Source organism: Pseudomonas sp. SbOxS1, assembly GCF_013416725.1.
GTDB lineage: Bacteria > Pseudomonadota > Gammaproteobacteria > Pseudomonadales > Pseudomonadaceae > Aquipseudomonas.
In genome coordinates this window covers 362,747-383,232 of the sequence record NZ_JAAVXC010000007.1, presented here as the reverse complement: position 1 = coordinate 383,232, position 20,486 = coordinate 362,747, and the positions used below count along the sequence as shown (strand labels likewise).

The following is a 20,486-nucleotide window of genomic DNA, read 5'->3' as shown; positions in this document are numbered from 1 at the left end:
GTTTCCATGGCCCCCCTCCGGCTCGGCATCGCTCTGCCTGATCGCTCAGCGAGCCATTCATTTCGCGAATTCCAGGCGCGCATTCCCAGGCGCCGGGGACGGCTTTGCCTATCCCACGCCTGCTCTCGCCATACAGCTGAACCAATGAACTACGCAAGCCAGCACCTGACTGGGCGTGGGAGGATTCGTTCGTCCCATGCCTTTCCCCCAGAGAGATCGAGGACAATAAAAAATGGCCAATTTCAACAAGTCGGACCTGGAATTCATTCTCAAGCAAATCTTCATCGCAGAAGCGCACGCCAGTGGCGCCAGCCTCATCGATTTGCTGCCTAACACTCAGGTGCCATTCGGTCTGCGAACCGTCGATGGCAGCTACAACAACCTGGTCGCCGGGCAAACCGAGTTTGGCGCCGCGGACAATTCCTTCCTGCGCCTGCTCGATGCCCAGTATCGAGCGGCCTATGCCGCATCAGGCAATGTGGTCGACCCGCAGCCACGCATCATCAGCAACCTGATCGTCGACCAGACCGGCAACAACCCGGCAGCAGTTGCGGCGAATGGCGGTGCCGACCCGGTGATCAGTCCCGGGCTGGATGGCGTGTTCGGCACGGAAGACGACAAGGAAGTGTTCTTCATCCCCAACGTGTCGCCGGACGTCGGCCTGACCGCCAGCTTCAACTCGTGGATGACCTTCTTCGGCCAGTTCTTCGACCACGGCCTGGACCTGGTCACCAAGAGCAGTACCGACATTGTGTTCGTTCCGCTGCAGCCGGACGATCCGTTGTTCGTACCGGGCAGCCCGACCAACTTCATGGTGTTGTCACGTGCAGTGCGTGCCGCTGGCGCGGACGGACAAGTCGGCACTGCCGATGATGGCCAGACCAACACCACCTCGCCTTTCGTGGACCAGAGTCAGACCTACAGCTCGCACCCCTCCCATCAGGTGTTCCTGCGCGAGTACGCCCTCAACGCGGCAGGCGACCCTATTGCAACGGGTCGCTTGATTACCAACCGTGATCTCGGCGCCGATGGCAAGTTCGGCACGGCCGATGATGGCAATGGCGAAAATGGCGGCATGGCGACCTGGGCAGTGGTCAAGGCCCAGGCCCGTGACATTCTCGGCATCAACCTGACCGACGCCGATGTGCACAGCGTGCCGCTGCTGGCCACCGATGCCTACGGCAACTTCATCCGCGGGCCAAGCGGCATGCCGCAGGTGGTGATGCGCGTCAACAACGGTGCTGACGGTACCGCCGGCACGGCGGATGACGTCACGCAACTGGTCGAAGGCAACCGGGATGCGCCGATCAGCCTGGCCAACGCCGTGAGCACCGGGCATGGTTTCCTCGACGACATCGCCCACAATGCCGCGCCGGTCGTGGTCAACGGGGTTCTGCAGGCGGATGGCGACACCGATGTCGGCAACGCGCAGGCCGTTGGCAATGCCGGCAACAACCTGACCTATGACAACGAACTGCTCGATGCCCACTATATTGCCGGCGACGGCCGGGTGAACGAGAACATCGGCCTGACCGCCGTGCACCATGTGTTCCACGCCGAGCACAACCGCCTGGTCCAGCAATCCAAGGACACCATCCTTGCCGCCGGCGACCTGGCCTTCCTCAATGAATGGCTGGCGGACGACGTGGCTGCGATACCCACCACGGCCGCCGGGATCGCGGCGTTGGTGTGGGACGGCGAACGCCTGTTCCAGGCCGCCAAGTTCGGTACCGAGATGCAGTACCAGCACCTGGTGTTCGAGGAGTTCGCGCGGACCATTCAACCGCAGGTCGACGAATTCCTTGCCCCCAACGGCTATGACACTTCGATCAACCCGGCCATCCTCGCCGAGTTCGCCCACGTGGTGTACCGCTTCGGCCACTCGATGCTGACCGAAACCGTCGATCGTTTCGACCCCGAGTTCAATCCGCTCCTCACTGACCCGAACAACCCGGACTCGCAAATGGGGCTGATCGCAGCCTTCCTTAACCCGCTGGCGTTCGCCGGTAGCGGAGCGACCTCGGACGAAGCGGCAGGTGCGATCATTCGCGGTGCGACCCGTCAGGTCGGCAACGAGATCGACGAGTTCGTCACCGAAGCGTTGCGCAACAACCTGCTCGGTCTGCCGCTGGATTTGCCGGCCCTGAACCTGGCGCGCGGTCGCGACACGGGCATCCCCACGTTGAATGAAGCGCGCCGTGAGATGTATGCAGCCACCGGCGACAGCCAACTCACGCCGTACATCAGTTGGGCTGACTTTGCGGAGCACCTCAAGCACCCCGAATCCCTGGTCAACTTCATCGCCGCTTTCGGCACCCACAGCGCATTGATCGCGGCCGATGTGGATACGCTGGTCGAGATGCGTGCGGTCGCCGCGGCCCTGGTGTTCGGCGGCAGCGCGGTGATCAACGTGGGTACTGAGAATGAGCGTACCTTTACCGCCAATCTGGCCGATCGCCTGGCATTCCTTAACAGTTCGGGCATCTACGCCATGGTCAACGGTGTCACCACCACCGGTGTGGACGACATCGACTTCTGGGTCGGTGGCCTCGCCGAGCAGAAGATGCCGTTTGGCGGCATGCTCGGCTCGACGTTCAACTTCGTGTTTGAAACCCAGATGGAGGCGTTGCAGAACGGCGACCGCTTCTACTACCTGTCGCGCGTCGCAGGCCTGAACTTCGGCACTGAGCTTGAGAACAACTCCTTCGCCAAGCTGATCATGCTCAACAGCGATGTCACCCACTTGTCGAACACCGTGTTCCTGACACCGACGTTCACCCTCGAGGTGAATCAGGACAATCAGTTCACGGGCCTGGGTGCGGGCGGCAAAGCCGACCCGACGGGCGGCCTCATGATCGACGGTGTGGAAATCGTCAAACTGGTGGTCCGCGACAACCCCGATACCCCCGGTGGAGACAGCAATTACCTGCGCTACAACGGTGAAGACCATGTGGTCCTGGGCGGCACCGCCGGCAATGACATCATCATCTCCGGTGACGGCGATGACACCGTTTATGGCGACGGGGGCAACGACCGCCTCGAAGGCGGCGCCGGCAACGATGCGGTGCTGGGTGGCGCAGGCGATGACATCATTACCGACTCGTTCGGCGACAACCGCCTGGAAGGCAATGCCGGTAACGACGTGATCATCGCCGGCAGCATGCTGGCCGCCGGCAACCTGATCCTGGGCGGCGATGGCCAGGACTTCATCGTCACCACCGAAGACATCACCACCACCTTCGGTGGCCAGGGCGACGACTTCATCCTCGGTGCCAAGACCAACCTGCCACCGACCGGCAACGAAGGTGACGACTGGATCGAGAAGGGCACCCAGGACGGAGCGCCTGGCGATAACGCCGCGCCGTTGCTCACTGACGATACGATCGGCAACGACATCTTCGTCGGTGGCGGTGGCTTCGACGAAATGATCGGCGAGGGTGGCGATGACATCTTTGTCGGCAGCGATGCCCAGGACAAGATGGAAGGCATGTCCGGCTTCGACTGGGTCACCTACAAGGATGACAAGTTCGGCGTCACTGCTGACCTGACCATGGCCGCGCTGGCGCAGCCACACGGCAACGCGCCAAACCAGAACACCGGCGTGTTCAATCCGGTCGGCGCCTCGCCCGCCTCGATCCTTGACCGCTTCGCCGAAGTGGAAGGCTTGTCCGGTTCGAAGTACGGCGACGTACTCAGGGGCGATGATGTCGATGCCGACACCATCCTCAACCACGGGGGGGCCACGGGCAGTGCGCTTACCAATGTGGCGTTGATCCGTGGACTGGCGCAGTTCCTGGCCGATGCCGGCCTGCCCACCACGGGATTTGCCACGGGCAACATCATCCTCGGTGGCAATGGCAGTGACCTGATCGAGGGCCGCGGTGGCGATGACCTGATCGACGGCGACAAATGGATCAACGTCAGGATTGCCGTTTATGCCCCGGGTGATGTCAACCATACCGGTCCCGAGGTCGCCAGCTTCGACAGCATGGTCGACATGATTCCCTTCATGCTCGATGGCACCTATAACCCCGGTCAACTCAAGGCAGTGCGGGAAATCCTGCCCGGTACCTCCACCGGCGGGGAGGCCTTCGATACCGCGATTTTCTCCGGGAATCAGATCGATTATCTGGTGACGCGCGACACCCGTGGCACGCTCGACACGGCGGACGATGTGTGGACGGTGGCGGATAGCGTAGCGGGCCGCGACGGCACCGATACCCTGCTGCATATCGAACGCCTGCAGTTCGCCGATGGACAGCTGGCGCTGGCGCCAGGCAATGCCCAACCGATTGGCAGACCGACCATCACCGATAACAACGGAGGCGCGATTACGGTGGGCGACATGCTGACCGTCAGCGTGGCCGGGGTGATCGATGCCAACAACGTCGGGGGCAGTCTCAACAACTCCTCGGTGTCCTACTACTGGCAATTCGAGGCGGATCCAGGCAGCGGAGTTTTCGAGGACATCATCCTCTTGCCCGCTGGCGACCTGGCGTTCCAGAGTGCCGACGGCACCTCGTTCAAGGTCTCTCCTGACCTCGCCGGGCTGTCGTTGCGGGTCAAGGCGATCTACCAGGATGGCCATGGCACGACTGAAGTAGTGTTCTCGCAGCCGACGGCCGTAGTGGCGCCCGGCGCGCCGGTTGTTCCGACGGCACCGACCCCCGTGGCCGATGCCACGGCGGGTGGCGAGGGCCTGCATATGGTCCGCTCCGACCTCAACTTCATCCTTGACCAGATCAAGATTGCCGAGGCTGACGCGGCCGGTCAGGACATCCTCTCGCTGATCCCGAATATCCGCGCGCCGTTGGGCCTGCGTGCGGTCGACGGGTCGAACAACAACCTGCTGAACCTCAACGGCATCAACAACACCGGGTTTGGTGCCGCCGATAACACCTTCCCGCGCTTGACCGATCCGGTCTTCAACCCGGCGCAAGGTGCGCCTGCCGGTTTCTTCGGCCCCGGTTCGCCGGCCATCCCGGGATCATCGTATGCACAGAACAGCGGCGCTGTGTTTGACTCGCAGCCGCGCACCATCAGTAACCTGATCGTCGACCAGACGTCGAACAACCCGGCGGCCTATGCCACGGCATACGACCCGGGTGCGAACGGTCATCTCGACTACGGTGTAGAGGGCAGCGGCAACGACGACGTGCTCAAGGATGGCGTACGCATAGTCGCCAGCCCCGGCATGGATGGCAAGTTCGGTACGGAAGACGATCACGATGTGTACCTGTTCGAGAACACCGCGACGGATGCGGGATTGTCCGCGCCGTTCAACGCCTGGATGACCTTCTTCGGGCAGTTCTTCGACCACGGCCTGGACCTGGTGACCAAGGGCGGTTCAGGCACCATCTACATCCCGCTGCAAACTGACGATCCGCTGTATGTGCCCGGCGGCAACACCAACTTCATGGTGCTGACCCGCGCGACCAACCAGCCAGGGGCGGATGGCGTTCTCGGTACGGCCGACGACATTCATGAGCACACCAACACCACCACGCCGTTCGTGGACCAGAACCAGACCTACAGCTCGCATCCGTCGCACCAGGTGTTCCTGCGCGGATACGTGATGACGGATGACGGCCCTAAAGCGACCGGCAACCTGATCACCAACCGTGACCTGGGGCTGGACGGCAAGTTCGGTACCAGTGACGACACCGAAATCGGTGGCATGGCGACCTGGAAGGTGGTCAAGGCGCAGGCACGTGACGTGCTGGGCATCAATCTCACCGACGCCGATATCGACAGCGGTCCGCTGCTGGCGACGGACGCCTATGGCAACTTCATCAAGGGGCCGAACGGCTTCCCTCAGGTTGTCATTCGCCTCAACAACGGGCAGGACGGCCTTGCCGGCACCGCCGACGACGTCACTACCCTGATGGAAGGCAATCCCGCCAACCCGATCAGCCTCGTGAACGCGGTACGCACCGGCCATGCCTTCCTCAACGACATCGCCCACAATGCTGTGCCGGTGTTCAGCGGCGGCGTGCTCGTGCCTGACCTGGATACCGATACGGGCAATCCACAAGCGTTCAATCCGCAGACCGGGGCCAACCTGACCTACGACAACGAGTTGCTGGATGCTCACTACATCGCCGGTGACGGCCGGGTCAACGAGAACATCGGCCTGACCGCGGTGCATGCGATCTTCCACGCCGAGCACAATCGGCTGGTGGCGCAGACCAAGGACACCGTGCTCGATTCCCATGACGTGGCCTTCCTCAACGAGTGGCTGCTCACGCCGGTGGCGGCCTTGCCAGCGAACCAGGCCGAGATCGATGCGCTGGTGTGGAACGGCGAGCGCTTGTTCCAGGCGGCCAAGTTCGGCACCGAGATGCAGTATCAGCACCTGGTGTTCGAGGAGTTTGCGCGGACCATCCAGCCTCGTGTTGACCTTTTCTTTGCACCGACCCAGGTCTATGACGTCGACCTCGATGCCTCGATCGTCGCCGAGTTCGCCCACACCGTGTACCGGTTTGGCCACTCGATGCTGACCGAGACCGTCGATCGCTACGATGTCAATTTCGACGTGATTGGCGATCCGAGCAGCGCTAACCCCGATCAACAACTGGGCTTGATCGCGGCGTTCCTCAACCCGTTGGCCTATGCCGCCAGTGGCGTGACGCCAGAGGATGCGACCAGTGCGATCGTGCGTGGGGTGACTCGGCAAGCCGGTAACGAAATCGACGAGTTCGTCACCGAGGCGCTGCGCAACAACCTGCTGGGCCTGCCACTCGACCTGCCGGCGATCAACATCGCCCGTGGCCGCGACGTGGGGATTCCCTCGCTCAATGCGATTCGCCGCGACATCTACAGCCAGACCGGAGATACCCAACTCAAGCCGTACAGCAGCTGGGTCGACCTGGTGCAGCACCTCAAGCATCCGGAGTCGTTGATCAACTTCATCGCGGCCTACGGCACCCATGGCACGATCACGGGGGCAACCACGCTGGAAGCCAAGCGCGCCGCGGCGATGTTGCTGGTCTTTGGCGACGGGGGTATTGACGAGCCATCCGATCGCCTGGACTTCCTCAACGGCACCGGCACCTGGGCCAACGTAACGCGGGCCGGCAAGGATGGGGTCCTGGGGACTGCCGACGACCTGAAGGGTGTGACGATCACGGGGGTCGACGCCATCGATCTATGGATCGGCGGCCTGGCTGAACAGATAACGCCGTTTGGCGGCATGCTCGGCTCGACCTTCAACTTCGTGTTCGAGAATCAAATGGAGAAACTGCAGGACGGCGACCGCTTCTACTACCTGGAGCGTACCTCTGGCCTGTCGATGAATGCCGAGCTGGAAAGCAACTCGTTCGCCAAGCTGATCATGGCCAACACCTCGGCCACGCACCTGCCGGGCCTGGTGTTCTCGGACCCTGGCTTCTATCTGGAGAGGGACCAGTCCAAGCAGTACAACGATGGCCTGGGCAGTGCCGATCCGTTCGAGAACGGCCATCAGGTCGTGTTCCGCGACAACCCGCTGACCGCCGGACCGGATGCCAACTACATCAAGTACACCGGTGAAGAGCACATCGTGCTGGGCGGTACCAACAGCGCAGACATCCTCATCGCAAGTGAAGGCGATGACACCGTCTGGGGTGACGGCGGCAACGACCGCATCGAAGGCGGTGACGGCAACGACCAACTGCGCGGTGGTGCCGGCGACGACATCATCACTGACGCTGGCGGCGACGATAACATCCAGGGGGGCGACGGCAACGACGTGCTGCACGGTGGCAACGGCGTCAACCTGATCATTGGCGGGTTCGGCAATGACTTCATCGTGACCGGTGAGGACGCTTCCGAAGCCATTGGTGGCCAGGGCAACGACTTCATCCTCGGCAGCAAAGCCAACGAACAGGACATGGGTAACGAAGGCGACGACTGGATCGAGAAGGGCACCTCCGACGGTGCACCTGGCGACAACTTCGACCCGCTGGGCAACGACCCGATCATCGGCAACGATGTGTTCATTGGCGGTGGCGAGAACGACAAGTTCAACGGTGAAGGCGGTGACGACATCATGGTCGGCAGTCTCGGCCTTGGTGACCGCTATATCGGCGGCTCCGGCTATGACTGGGCGACGTTCAAGGATCTCGCCCAGGGCGTGAGCATCGACATGAGCGACCGCTTTTTCGATGTACCGCTGGTACCAGGTTCGGGGGCCTCGGCGCTGGTGCGTTTCGACATCATGGAAGGTCTGTCGGGTTCCAGGCATGGCGACTTCCTGCGCGGTGACAACGAAGATGCCGCATCACTACCTGGCGCGGGTGCAACCGGAAGTGTGCTGACCAACATCGACCTGATCGACGGCCTGGCGGATGTGCTGCCGGAGGGCGCGACGTTCTTCGACGGCGGCAACATCATCCTCGGTGGCAGCGGCAGCGACCTGATCGAAGGTCGCGGCGGCGACGACATCATCGACGGTGACAAGTGGCTGAACGTACGCATCAGCGTACGGGCAAACCTTGATGGCACTGGCCCGGAAATCGCCACCTTCGACAGCATGGAACCGCTGGTGCCGTTCATGCTCAACGGTACGTACAATCCGGGTCAGTTGATCATCAAGCGGGAGATCCTCACCGGCAATGACCGCTTCGATACCGCGGTGTTCTCCGGTAATTCTACGGAATACACCGTCGAAGTCGTGGGCAATACGGTCATCGTGACCGACCTGGTGGCGGGGCGTGATGGTGTCGATCGCCTGACCGGCATCGAGCGTCTGCAGTTCTCTGACCTGGCGCAGTCGTCCGGCGTTGGCACTGCCTTGAACGAGGGCCCGTCGGGTCATCTGGCGATTCTCGATAATGCTACCGGTCTGCGTGACGATACGCCTGTGGCCGGCCAGTTGCTGCGCGTCAGCAATCGGGGGGTACACGACGCGGACAACGTAAGCGCAAGCAATCTGACCGGCGCGGTGAGCGGAGCGGTGGCTTACTACTGGCAGGTTGAAAACATTCCTGGCACGGGAATCTATGAGGACATCACCGTTGTCGACGCCGGCGAAGCTTCGCGGGCGACGGGCACCACCTTCCGGGTGACGGACGATGTGGCGGGCCTGAACATCCGCGTCCGGGCGGTGTACCAGGATGCCAAGGGTACGCTGGAGATCGTCGACTCGGCGGGAAACAGCACACCGACCGCAGGGCCGACCATCCTCGGGGTTTTGGCGCAGAACCAGGTGTTGACCGCTGACCCGTCGAGCATCATTGACCTCGATGGCCTCAGCAATCCGCAGTTCACCTACCAGTGGCAGGCGACCAACGGGGTCAGCTTCGTCAACATCCCCGGAGCCACCGGGAGCACGTTCACGCTGACTCAGGATCAGGTCGGCGATCAGGTGCGCGTGGTGGTCAGTTACGTGGATGACTTCGGTGTGGCCGAAAGCGTGGCGTCCGACCCTTCGGACCCGGTGGAAAACGTCAACGATGCACCGACAGGTGCGCCGCTGATCAGCGATACGACACCGGAACAAGGGCAGGTGCTGACCGCGCTGACCGCCGGGATAGCCGATGTGGATGGGCTGGGCACCTTCAGCTACCAATGGCAGCAAGGTACCGGGACTACCTTCACCGACATCAACGGCGCGACCGCTGCGACGTTCACCCCGGGTGGGGCGCAGGGCAATCTGCAACTGCGGGTGATCGTGCGCTACACCGATGGCTTCGGCACGCTGGAGACGGTGACCTCTGCGGCAACGGCGCTGGTACCGCCTGGCGTGATACTGACGGGGGACGCTGGGGCGAACACCCTGACGGGCGGAACGGGTGACGATGTGCTCAATGGCCTGGGCGGGAACGATACGCTCAATGGCCTGGCGGGTGCCGACCTGTTGTTGGGCGGCACGGGCAATGACATTCTCAACGGCGGAGCCGACAACGACGTCCTCAATGGCGAGGACGGCAACGACACCCTCAACGGTGGAACCGGCGCGGATGTCATGAATGGTGGTGCCGGCAACGACACCTTCGTGGTCGACAACGTCGGTGACACCGTCACCGAGGCGGCCGGTGGCGGTACCGATCTGGTGCAAACCACCCTGGCCAGCTACGTGCTCGGCGCCAACGTCGAGAACCTGGCCTTTACCGGTGCCGGCAACTTCACCGGTACCGGTAATACGCTGGCCAACAGCATCACTGGCGGGGCCGGCAACGACACCCTCAGTGGCGGAGACGGCAACGACATCCTCAGCGGTGGGCTTGGCGCGGATGCCATGAACGGCGGTGCCGGCAACGACACCTTCGTGGTCGACAACGTCGGTGACAGCGTCACCGAGGCGGTGGGTGGCGGTACCGATCTGGTGCAGACCACCCTGGCCAGCTATACGCTCGGTGCCAACGTCGAGAACCTGACCTATACCGGCGCCGGTAACTTCACCGGTACCGGTAATGCGCTGGCCAACACCATCACCGGCGGGGGTGGTAACGACGTCCTCAATGGCGGTGCGGGTGCTGACCAGTTGGTGGGGGGAGCTGGCAACGACACCTACGTTGTCGATGTAGTCGCGGACGTGGTGGTCGAGGTGGCGGGTGGCGGTACGGATACCGTGCAGACGTCGCTGGCCAGCTACACCCTGGGTGCTGATGTCGAGAACCTGACCTATACCGGTGCCGGTAACTTCACCGGTACCGGTAATGCCCTGGATAACATCATTACCGGCGGGGTCGGTAACGACACCCTCAACGGTGGGCTCGGCGCGGATGCCATGAATGGCGGTGCCGGCAACGACACCTTTGTGGTCGACAACGTCGGTGACACCGTCACCGAAGCGGTGGGTGGTGGTACCGATCTGGTGCAAACCAGTCTGGCCAACTACCTGCTCGCTGCCAACGTCGAGAACCTGACCTATACCGGTGCCGGTAACTTCACCGGTACCGGTAACGCACTGGCCAACACCATCACCGGCGGGGTCGGTAACGACGTCCTCAATGGCGGTGCGGGTGCTGACCAGTTGGTGGGGGGAGCCGGCAACGACACCTACGTCGTCGATGCAGTCGCGGACGTGGTGGTCGAGGCGGCGGGTGGCGGTACGGATACCGTGCAGACGTCGCTGGCCAGCTACACCCTGGGTGCTAATGTCGAGAACCTGACCTATACCGGTGCCGGTAACTTCACCGGTACCGGTAACGCGCTGGACAACATCATTACCGGCGGGGTTGGCAGCGACACCCTCAGTGGCGGGGACGGCAACGACACCCTCAACGGCGGGCTGGGCGCGGATGCCATGAACGGCGGTGCCGGCAACGACACCTTTGTGGTGGATAACGTCGGTGACAGCGTCACCGAGGCGGTGGGTGGCGGTACGGATCTGGTGCAAACCAACCTGGCCAGCTACCTGCTCGCGGCCAACGTCGAGAACCTGACCTATACCGGTGCCGGTAACTTCACCGGTACCGGTAACGCGCTGGCCAACACCATCACCGGCGGGGCCGGCAACGACGTCCTCAATGGCGGTGCGGGTGCTGACCAGTTGGTGGGGGGCGCCGGCAACGACACCTACGTCGTCGATGCAGTCGCGGACGTGGTGGTCGAGGCGGCGGGTGGCGGTACGGATACCGTGCAGACGGCGCTGGCCAGCTTCACCCTGGGTGCCAACGTCGAGAACCTGACCTACATCGGTGCCGCAAGCTTCACCGGTACCGGTAATACCCTGGCCAACACCCTCACCGGCGGGGCCGGCAGCGACGTCCTCAATGGCGGGGATGGCAACGACATCCTCAACGGTGGGCTCGGTGCGGATGCCATGAATGGCGGTGCCGGCAACGACACCTTTGTGGTCGACAACGTCGGTGACAGCGTCATCGAGGCGGTGGGTGGCGGTACCGACCTGGTGCAAACCAGCCTGGCCAGCTACCTGCTCGCGGCCAACGTCGAGAACCTGACCTATACCGGGGTCGGTAACTTCACCGGTACCGGTAATGCGCTGGCCAACACCCTCACCGGCGGGGTCGGTAACGACGTCCTCAATGGCGGTGCGGGGGCTGACCGGATGGTGGGGGGCGCCGGCAATGACACCTACGTCGTCGATGTCGCCGCGGACGTGGTGGTCGAGGCGGCGGGTGGCGGTACGGATACCACGCAGACGTCGCTGGCCAGTTACACGCTGGATGCCAATGTCGAGAATCTGACCTACACCGGCGTTGGCAACTTCGTGGGCAACGGCAACACGTTGAACAACGTCATCACCGCAGGGGCAGGCAATGACACCCTCAGTGGTGAAAGCGGCGATGACATCCTCAGCGGCAACGGCGGTAACGACACGCTCAATGGTGATGCCGGCAACGACCAACTGCTGGGTGGCCTTGGCCTCGATACCCTGAACGGCGGCACTGGCGATGACAGCCTCGACGGCGGTGACGGCAATGATGCGTTGGATGGTGACGCAGGCAACGACACGCTGCTGGGCGGGCTGGGGAATGACAGCCTGGATGGCGGTACCGGCAACGATCTGCTCCAGGGTGGCGATGGCGATGACTCGTTGCTCGGCGGTGTCGGTAACGACACATTGCTGGGGGGTAACGGCAATGACCTTCTCAATGGCGGTACTGGCAACGATACGGTCACGGGCGGTGCCGGCAACGACATCATGGATGCCGGCATCGGCAACGATATCTTCCTGTTCGCAGCGGGATTCGGGACCGATCAGATCATCAGCTTCGATGCCAACGCGGCAGGAGGCCAGGATCGGCTCGATGTCACCGCGTTCAACATCACGGCGGCGACCTTTGCCGGCAGCGTCACCATCACCGATGTGGGTGCGGATACCCTGGTCAGCATCGGAGGAGCTGACTCCATTCGCCTGGTAGGTGTGAACGACGCAACAACCATTACTGCAACAGACTTCATTCTGGCCACTTGAGGTCCTGGTCAGTAGTGTCGCAGTAAGCGTAAACAGAGGAAGGGAGGGCAATGGATGCCCTCCCTTTTTTTTGATTGCCAACCACTGTAGGAGCGAGGCTTGCCCGCGAAGAACGATAACGCGATCCACCTGCCGGAACACAAGCGCCGTAAGGCACTTGCCATTGCCCTGACGTTAACGTCAAGATGGCTCCACAGCGCCGACATATAAAGTACGGCGCAGGGCGGACGACCCGGAGCGCTTGATGACGCTAATAAAAACAAACTCCCCCAAATTGCACCGTGAAGCCCGGCTGGCCCGGGAAAAGCTGCACCTGGAAGGCGAAGTCCCGGACGGCGTCCTGCGCGCGGAAATCGATGCCTCCTGGCGGCGCAGCCTCAGCCATGGCGTGCATTTCAATGCCAAGCATGAGTTGGCGCTGGAATCGAGTGCCAGCGTCGATGTGTTGCTGGCGAGCAATCGCCTGCTGATCGATGCGGCGTTGCCGTCGATCGATTACCTGGCCGAACGCCAGGGCAAGGAAGGGCTGATCATCCTCGCCAACTCCGACGCCACCATCCTCGCCGTCGAAGGCCGCGCCGACCGTCTCAAGGGCAGTGGCCTGCAAGACATCACCCTTGGCGCCTGCTGGAGCGAAGCCGTTCGCGGCACCAACGCCCTTGGCACGGCACTGGTCGAAGCCCGGCCAACCCTGATCGATTGCGGCGAACATTACCTGGATCGCCTCAGTGATTTTTCCTGCACCTCGGTGCCGATCCATTGCCCTCAGGGCGACATCCTCGGCGTCCTCGACCTGACCCGCGAAGGCCCGCTGGGCCGAGCCCACGACAGCACCGCGCTGCTGGCCATGGCCGTCAGCCAGATCGAGAGCCGGGTGTTCAACGCCAGCTATCCGGACGAAATCGTCCTGGCGTTCCACAGTCGCCGCCAGTACCTCGAATCGCCGTGGCAGGGCCTGCTGGCGGTGAGCCTGGGCGGGCAGATCCTCGCGGTCAGCGCCCAGGCCTGTCAGTTGTTGCATGCCGAGCGTTCGGCGCTGGTGGGTCGGCGCTGCGAAGAGTTTCTCGGCGTCGATGGCCTGCAATTGCTGGCACGCCTGCACCAGGGCGGCGTCGGCAGCCTGCAGACCGCCAAAGGCGAGTTCTTCTACAAGACCCTGCGCGCGCCGCAGCGAACCCTCAACGTCGGAACTGCGCCACGCAGCCCGGCAAAAACCGCCAAGGCACAACCGGACCTGGAATCCCTAGCCGGCAGCAATACCCGGTATGCCCGTGCCCTGCGCATGGCCCGACAAGGCCTGGCCAACCAGTTGCCGGTATTGCTGCTGGGTGAAACCGGCACCGGTAAGGAAGTCATTGCCCGCGCCCTGCACATGGCCGGCAGCCGCTGCGACAAACCCTTCGTCGCGGTCAATTGTGCGGCGATCCCCGAAGGCCTGATCGAGTCGGAACTGTTCGGCTACCGCGAGGGCGCGTTCACCGGTTCGCGCCGGGGCGGGATGGTCGGACGCCTGCAACAGGCCCACGGCGGCACCTTGTTTCTCGATGAAATCGGCGACATGCCGCTGGCCTTGCAGGCCCGCCTGCTGCGCGTGCTCCAGGACCGCAAGGTGGCGCCGCTGGGCGCCGGCGAAGAGCAGGACATCGACGTCGCGCTGATCTGCGCTACCCACCGCGACCTCAAGCGCCTGGTGCAGGACAAGCACTTTCGCGAAGACCTGTTCTACCGGGTCAACGGCATCAGCGTGATGCTCCCGGCGCTGCGCGAACGCGAGGATTTCAGTGCGCTGGTCGGCCGACTGCTGACCCGTCTCGAGGCACCGAACGTGGTCCTGCACGACGACTTGAACCGCTTGCTCGAGGGCTATCACTGGCCGGGCAACATCCGGCAGCTGGAGATGGTCCTGCGCACCGCGCTGGCCATGCGCGAAGCGGGGGAGACCGTGCTCACCCTCGACCACTTGCCCGACAGCATGCTCGACGAGCTCAACGCCGGCGAACGACCCCAGGCCGGCAGTATCCGGGAAAACGAACTGGAGATGATCCGCCAGTCCCTGGACAGCCACCAGGGCAACGTCTCGGCCGCCGCCGACGCCCTGGGCATCAGCCGCGCGACCCTGTATCGCAAGCTCAAGCAGTTGCGCCCGTGATGCAGCGCCTGATCGTGCGGCTGATCGACAGCCAGGACCCCGAGGCCCTGCAAGCCGCGTTGCGCTGGCTATACAGTTTCGTGCGCCCGCACCGTTTGGCGATTGCCGGGCTGCTGGGCTTGTCGGTCTGCGCCTCGGCGTTGGTCCTGGTGCAGCCGTGGCTGACCAAGTTGCTGATCGACGATGGCCTGTTGGCGCGCAACTTCCCGATGCTGGTGCTGATCGCCGGGCTGATGATCGTCGCGGGATTGCTCGGCACGGCGTTGTCCGGGATCAATCGTTACCTGCACACGCGCTTGTCCGGGCGCATGCTGTTTGCCCTGCGCGATGATCTGTATCGGCATTTGCAGACCCTGTCGCCAAGCTTTTACGGCCAGCGGCGCATCGGCGACCTGATGTCGCGACTCGATGGCGACGTGGCGGAAATCCAGCGCTTTGCCGTGGATTCGTTGTTCTCGGCGGTGTCCAGCGTGATCGGCCTGGTGGTTGCCGTGGTCATGCTGCTGACTTTGTCGTGGAAGCTGTCGCTGCTGGCACTGGTGCTGATTCCCCTCGACGTGCTCTGGCTGCGCTGGATGCGGCGAAAGGTCGAGCGCGATGTGCGGCAGTTGCGTGAGCGCTCGGCGGACATGTCGTCGTTCATGGTCGAGACGCTGCCGGTGATGAAGTTCATCCAGTCCGCCGGCCAGCAACAACGCGAGGCGCGCCGGCTGGAGAGCCTGGGCCAGGGCTACATGAGCCAGTTGCTGCGCCTGCAGGTCACCGAGTTTTTCACCCAGGCCGTGCCGGGCACGCTGACTTCGCTGTCGCGCGCCTGTGCGTTCCTGATTGGCGGTTATTGGGTGGTGCAGGGCACCTGGCAGTTGGGTGCGTTGATTGCGTTTTCCACGTACCTGGGCATGGCCGTCGGGCCGGTTCAGAGCCTGCTTGGGCTTTATGTGGCGATTCAGCGTATGACCGTCAGCCTCGGACGGGTGATGGAGCTGCGCGGCGAAGAAGCAACCGTCCTGACACCCGAAGCACCGAAAGCGATGCCGAGCTCTGGCGAGCTGCGTTTCGATGACGTGCACTTCAGCCATCCCGGTCGCCCGACCACCCTGCGCGGCATCGAGGCGCGGATTCCCTACGGCTTGAAAGTCGCCCTGAGCGGCGGCTCCGGGGTCGGCAAGTCGACCCTGATCGATCTGCTGCAACGCCACCACGACCCGCAATCCGGGCGGGTGCTGCTGGGAGACGTGGATGTGCGCGAACTCGACCTGTTCGAGTTGCGTCGGCGCATTGCCGTGGTCAGCCAGGACATCGTGCTGTTTCGCGGCAGCCTGGCCGACAACCTGGCTTACGCCGTGCCGGACGCCAGCCGTGAAGCGATCGCCGAAGTCGCACGGCTGGCGCAGCTCGACAGCCTGATCGCGACCCTGCCCGAGGGCCTCGACAGTCCGTTGGGGGAGCGCGGCCAGCAGTTGTCCGGCGGGCAGAAACAACGCATCGCCATTGCCCGCGCCTTGTTGCAGGACCCATTGATCCTGGTGCTCGACGAAGCCACCTCGGCGGTGGACGAAGCCACCGAGCGCGAGGTGATCGAAGCCATCGACCGGCTGTTTGCCGGGCGCACGCGCATCCTCATCAGCCATCGCCCCTCGACCCTGGCCGATGCCGATCTGCGCTTTGAATTGCTCGACGGTGTATTGATTTCGAAAACGGTGCTGCATGAAGCCTGAGTTGAGGATTGGTGTGGTGGACAGCGGCCATTCGACGGCGCAGCGGGTGCAAGTCGTCGCCGGCCGGCGTTTTTCCCTGGTGGAAGATGGCCTGGTTGAAAGCGACTTGCGTGATGATCCGCTGGGCCATGGCAGCGCGGTGATCGAAGCCATCGGCCGGCGTGCACCTTCGGCCCTGTTTTGCGTGGCACAAGTGTTCGACCGGCGCGGGGTGACCAGCGCCTTGCAGATCGCCACGGCCATCGACTGGCTGGTGGCGCAGGACGTGCGCTTGATCAATCTGAGCCTGGGTTTGCGTCAGGATCGCAGCTTGTTGCGCAGCGCCTGCGCGGCGGCGGTGGAGCGGGGCGTGCTGCTGTGCGCTTCCAGCCCGGCCCAGGGCGAAGGCGTGTTTCCGGCGAATTACCCACAGGTGCTGCGGGTGACCGGCGATGCGCGCTGCGCCGAACTCGAATGGTCATGGCTCGACAGTGCCCAGGCGGATTTCGCCGCGTGCGTGCACGGCACTTATCCGGGGCAGTCCGGCGCCAGTCTCGGTTGTGCGGCGTTGAGCGGGCACATTGCGGCATTCCTGGTGGCACAGCCCGAGGCGAGCAACGAGCAGGTCATCGAGTATTTGCAGAAAAACGCCCGGTATCGCGGCCCCGAACGGCGTTCAGGGCCATGATCGCGATAGTGGTCCTGGGCGCCGGGCCCGCGGGCGCGGCGGTAGCGCTGGGGCTGCGGCGATTGGGGTATGCGGTCACGCTGGTCAGCGAATGGCGCCGCTTTGCCGCCCTGGAAGGTGTTTCCCAACGGGTGCTGGAGGCGTTGCGCGGTGCCGGGCTGCATGAGGCGCTGGCGCAGGCGACGTTGCCCTCCCAGCGGCAAGTGAACTGGAACGGCCAGCAGCACGCGCAGAACGTCGAGTTCCTGCTCGACCGTCCGACCTTCGATCGCGGCCTGCGCGAAGCGTTGCGACTGGCGGGCATTGAGCTGATCGAGGGCCGGGTGTTGGCGGTTCAGGCACTCGCGAGCGGTCATCGAATCGACATGGACGGTGGCCAGGCAGTGGTTGCGGACTTCCTGGTGGAAGCCCGTGGCCGCCAGGCACCCGCCCTCGGCAAAGGCTTGCGCGGGCCGGAGACCGTCAGCCTGCTCAATCGCTGGCAAGGGGCGCCAGGCAACACCGCCAGCGCCGTGGAAAGCCTTCAGGACGGCTGGGCCTGGATGGCGCGACGGGCCGACGGCCAGTGTTATTGGCAATGGACCGTGGACGTGGCCAGCGCCGCCCTGCCGGGCAAGGCTCAACTGCTCGAGTACTGTCGACAGCGGCGCCAGGCATCGTCGTTTGCCCAGGCGTTTTTCGGCGGCGACGCCGAGGTCGATTTGCAGCTGCACGCCCGCAGCAGCACGGCAATTCTCAGCCCGCAGGTGTGCGGCGACAACTGGATTCGGGTCGGTGATGCGGCGATGGCGGTCGACCCGTTGTCGGGCAACGGCATCTTTCAATCCCTGTCCTCGGCGTTGCAGGCGCCGACGGTGATCAACACCTTATTGCGCAAACCCGAGCGCGCGGCGCTGGCCCGGCGGTTTCATCAGCAGCGGGTAGAGCAGCTGTTCCTGCGGTTTGCGCGCATTGGCCGGGATTTTTATGCCGATGAGCAGCGTTGGCTGGATCAGCCGTTCTGGCAGGCGCGGCGGCAATGGCCGGATACCGAGGTGGCTCATGCCGAGGCGGATTTCACTGCGTTGAGGATCGAGCGGGCACCGGTGCTGCGTGACGGGTTTGTCGATGAGGCCGAAGTGGTGATCACGGCGGATCAGCCGTTGGGGATCTGGCATGTGCAAGGGGTGGAGTTGGCGCCGTTGGTGCGGCGGTTGCGAACCGAGCCGGCTGAGCAGGCGCTGGCTGGATTGACTGTAGAGCAGGGGAGGATGGTCAGGAGTTGGTTGTTGGCTCAGGGTTTCAAACCAGCGCACTGATCGTTCCCACGCTCTGCGTGGGAATGCCGCCAGGGACGCTCCGCGTTCCGCTTCTGGAGGTGACGCAGAGCGTCACAGGATGCATTCCCACGCAGAGCGTGGGAACGATCAGTGAGTCAGAGCTTGATCAGCACCGACTTCAACTCGGTGTAATGCTCGATCGCCGCATACCCCATCTCGCGGCCGACCCCCGACATCTTGTAGCCACCGAAGGGCAGCGCCGGGTCCAGGGCGCTGTGGCAGTTGACCCACACTGAGCCGGACTTGATCCGCGGGATCATCCGGTGCACCGCCGCCAGGTCATTGGACCAGATGCTCGCGCCCAGCCCATAAGGGCTGTCATTGGCCATGCGCAGCGCATCGGCTTCGTCATCGAAGGGAATCGCCACCAGCACCGGGCCGAAGATTTCTTCCTGCACCAGCGAATGTTTTTGATCGACGTCGACGATCACCGTCGGTTTGACGAAAAAGCCCGGCCCGAATTGCTCGCCACCACAGGCGATGGTCGCGCCGCTTTCGCGGCCCTTTTCTATGTACCCGTAGACCCGTGCCTGCTGGCGCGCGGAAATCAACGGGCCCATCTCGACGCTCGGGTCCAGGCCGTTACCCAGTTTCATGGCGTTGGCGATATCGCTGATGTCCGCTACCACATTGTCGAAATGCTTGCGCTGCACATACAGGCGCGAGCCGGCGCAGCAAACCTGGCCCTGGTTGAAGAAAATTGCGCTGGCAGCACCGGCGGCCGCGGTTTTCAGGTCGGCATCGGCCATCACGATGGTCGGCGATTTGCCGCCCAGTTCCAGGGTGACCCGGGTCATGGAATCCATGGCGATCTTGCCGATCTGCTTGCCCACGGCGGTGGAGCCGGTGAAGGTCAGCTTGTCCACCAGCGGGTTTTGAGTCAGCGCGGAGCCTGCGGTGATGCCGGTGCCGGTGACCACGTTGAACACGCCCTCGGGGTAACCGGCCTCAAGGACCAGCTCGGCGAGTTTCAGTGCGGTGAGCGGGGTTTCGTCGGCGGGCTTGAGCACCACGGTGCAACCGGTGGCCAGGGCCGGGCCGAGTTTCCAGCAGGCCAGCAGCAGCGGGAAGTTCCAGGCGACGATGGCGCCGACCACACCCACCGCTTCGCGGCGGATGAAACTGTGGAACTGGTCGTTGGGCATCAGCGGCGCTGACACGTCGACCGTGGAGCCTTCGATCTTGGTCGCCCAACCGGCCATGTAGCGCAGGAAGTCGATGGACAACTGCACGTCCATCACTTGCGCCACGGCGGCGCTTTTGCCGTTGTTCAGGCATTCCAGTTGCGCCAGCAGTTCGGCGTCGCGCTGCATCAGGTCGGCGAGTTTCCACAACAGGTTCTGCCGCTCACGGGGACGGGTGCGGGTCCAGGCCGAGTCATCGAAGGCCTGGCGGGCGGCGAGGACGGCGCGGTCTACATCTTCCGGTGTGGCCCGTGGCACCACGCACAGCACCTCGCCGGTGGCGGGGTTGTGCAAGGGCATGGTCTGGCCGTCGGCGGCCTCGACCCAGTCGCCACCGATGAGCATGCGCGGGGCGCGCTGGATAAAGGCCGAAGTGGCGGGAAGCAGGTTGGGAAGCGACATGATGAAACCTCGTCTTGTTCGTGTGGCGAGGTCTTTCGCAATGGCTGTGCCAGATGCGGTTTTTTGCGGCGAGGGCTTGATTCGACGGGTTTGGCGGCCCTTTTCCGAATCGCAATGACATCGACAAACGTCGCAATTTGCGACGGCGTGAGACATCCGAAACACCTCGCCCTGTAGGAGCT

General features: G+C 63.6%; 6 protein-coding genes. 5 read left to right on the top strand and 1 reads right to left on the bottom strand.

Annotation, left to right across the window (positions count from 1 at the left end):
• Positions 1-232 precede the first annotated feature (232 nt).
• From HFK74_RS12030 to HFK74_RS12010, 5 genes are all read left to right on the top strand, one after another.
• Complete coding sequence (locus HFK74_RS12030) at positions 233-12,865, top strand: peroxidase family protein (RefSeq protein ID WP_180203690.1); 12,633 nt, start codon at positions 233-235, stop codon at positions 12,863-12,865.
• Between the two features lie 244 nt (positions 12,866-13,109).
• On the top strand, positions 13,110-15,014 hold the full coding sequence (locus tag HFK74_RS12025) for a sigma-54-dependent Fis family transcriptional regulator (RefSeq protein ID WP_180203689.1): 1,905 nt from the start codon (positions 13,110-13,112) through the stop codon (positions 15,012-15,014).
• On the top strand, positions 15,014-16,732 hold the full coding sequence (locus tag HFK74_RS12020) for an ABC transporter ATP-binding protein (RefSeq protein ID WP_180203725.1): 1,719 nt from the start codon (positions 15,014-15,016) through the stop codon (positions 16,730-16,732). Before HFK74_RS12025 ends, HFK74_RS12020 begins: the two co-directional genes overlap by 1 nt.
• A complete protein-coding gene (locus tag HFK74_RS12015) occupies positions 16,722-17,399 on the top strand; it encodes a S8 family serine peptidase (RefSeq protein WP_180203688.1) in 678 nt (225 codons plus the stop codon). The genes HFK74_RS12020 and HFK74_RS12015 overlap by 11 nt, the downstream gene beginning before the upstream one ends.
• Positions 17,396-18,697: a tryptophan 7-halogenase gene (locus tag HFK74_RS12010; RefSeq protein ID WP_180203687.1), complete on the top strand. Its 1,302-nt coding sequence runs from the start codon at positions 17,396-17,398 to the stop codon at positions 18,695-18,697. Before HFK74_RS12015 ends, HFK74_RS12010 begins: the two co-directional genes overlap by 4 nt.
• A 116-nt stretch (positions 18,698-18,813) precedes the next feature.
• On the opposite strand, the gene HFK74_RS12005 is transcribed toward HFK74_RS12010, so the two are convergent.
• Positions 18,814-20,304, bottom strand: a complete 1,491-nt coding sequence (locus HFK74_RS12005; RefSeq protein ID WP_180203686.1) for an aldehyde dehydrogenase — start codon at positions 20,302-20,304, stop codon at positions 18,814-18,816.
• Positions 20,305-20,486 lie beyond the last annotated feature (182 nt).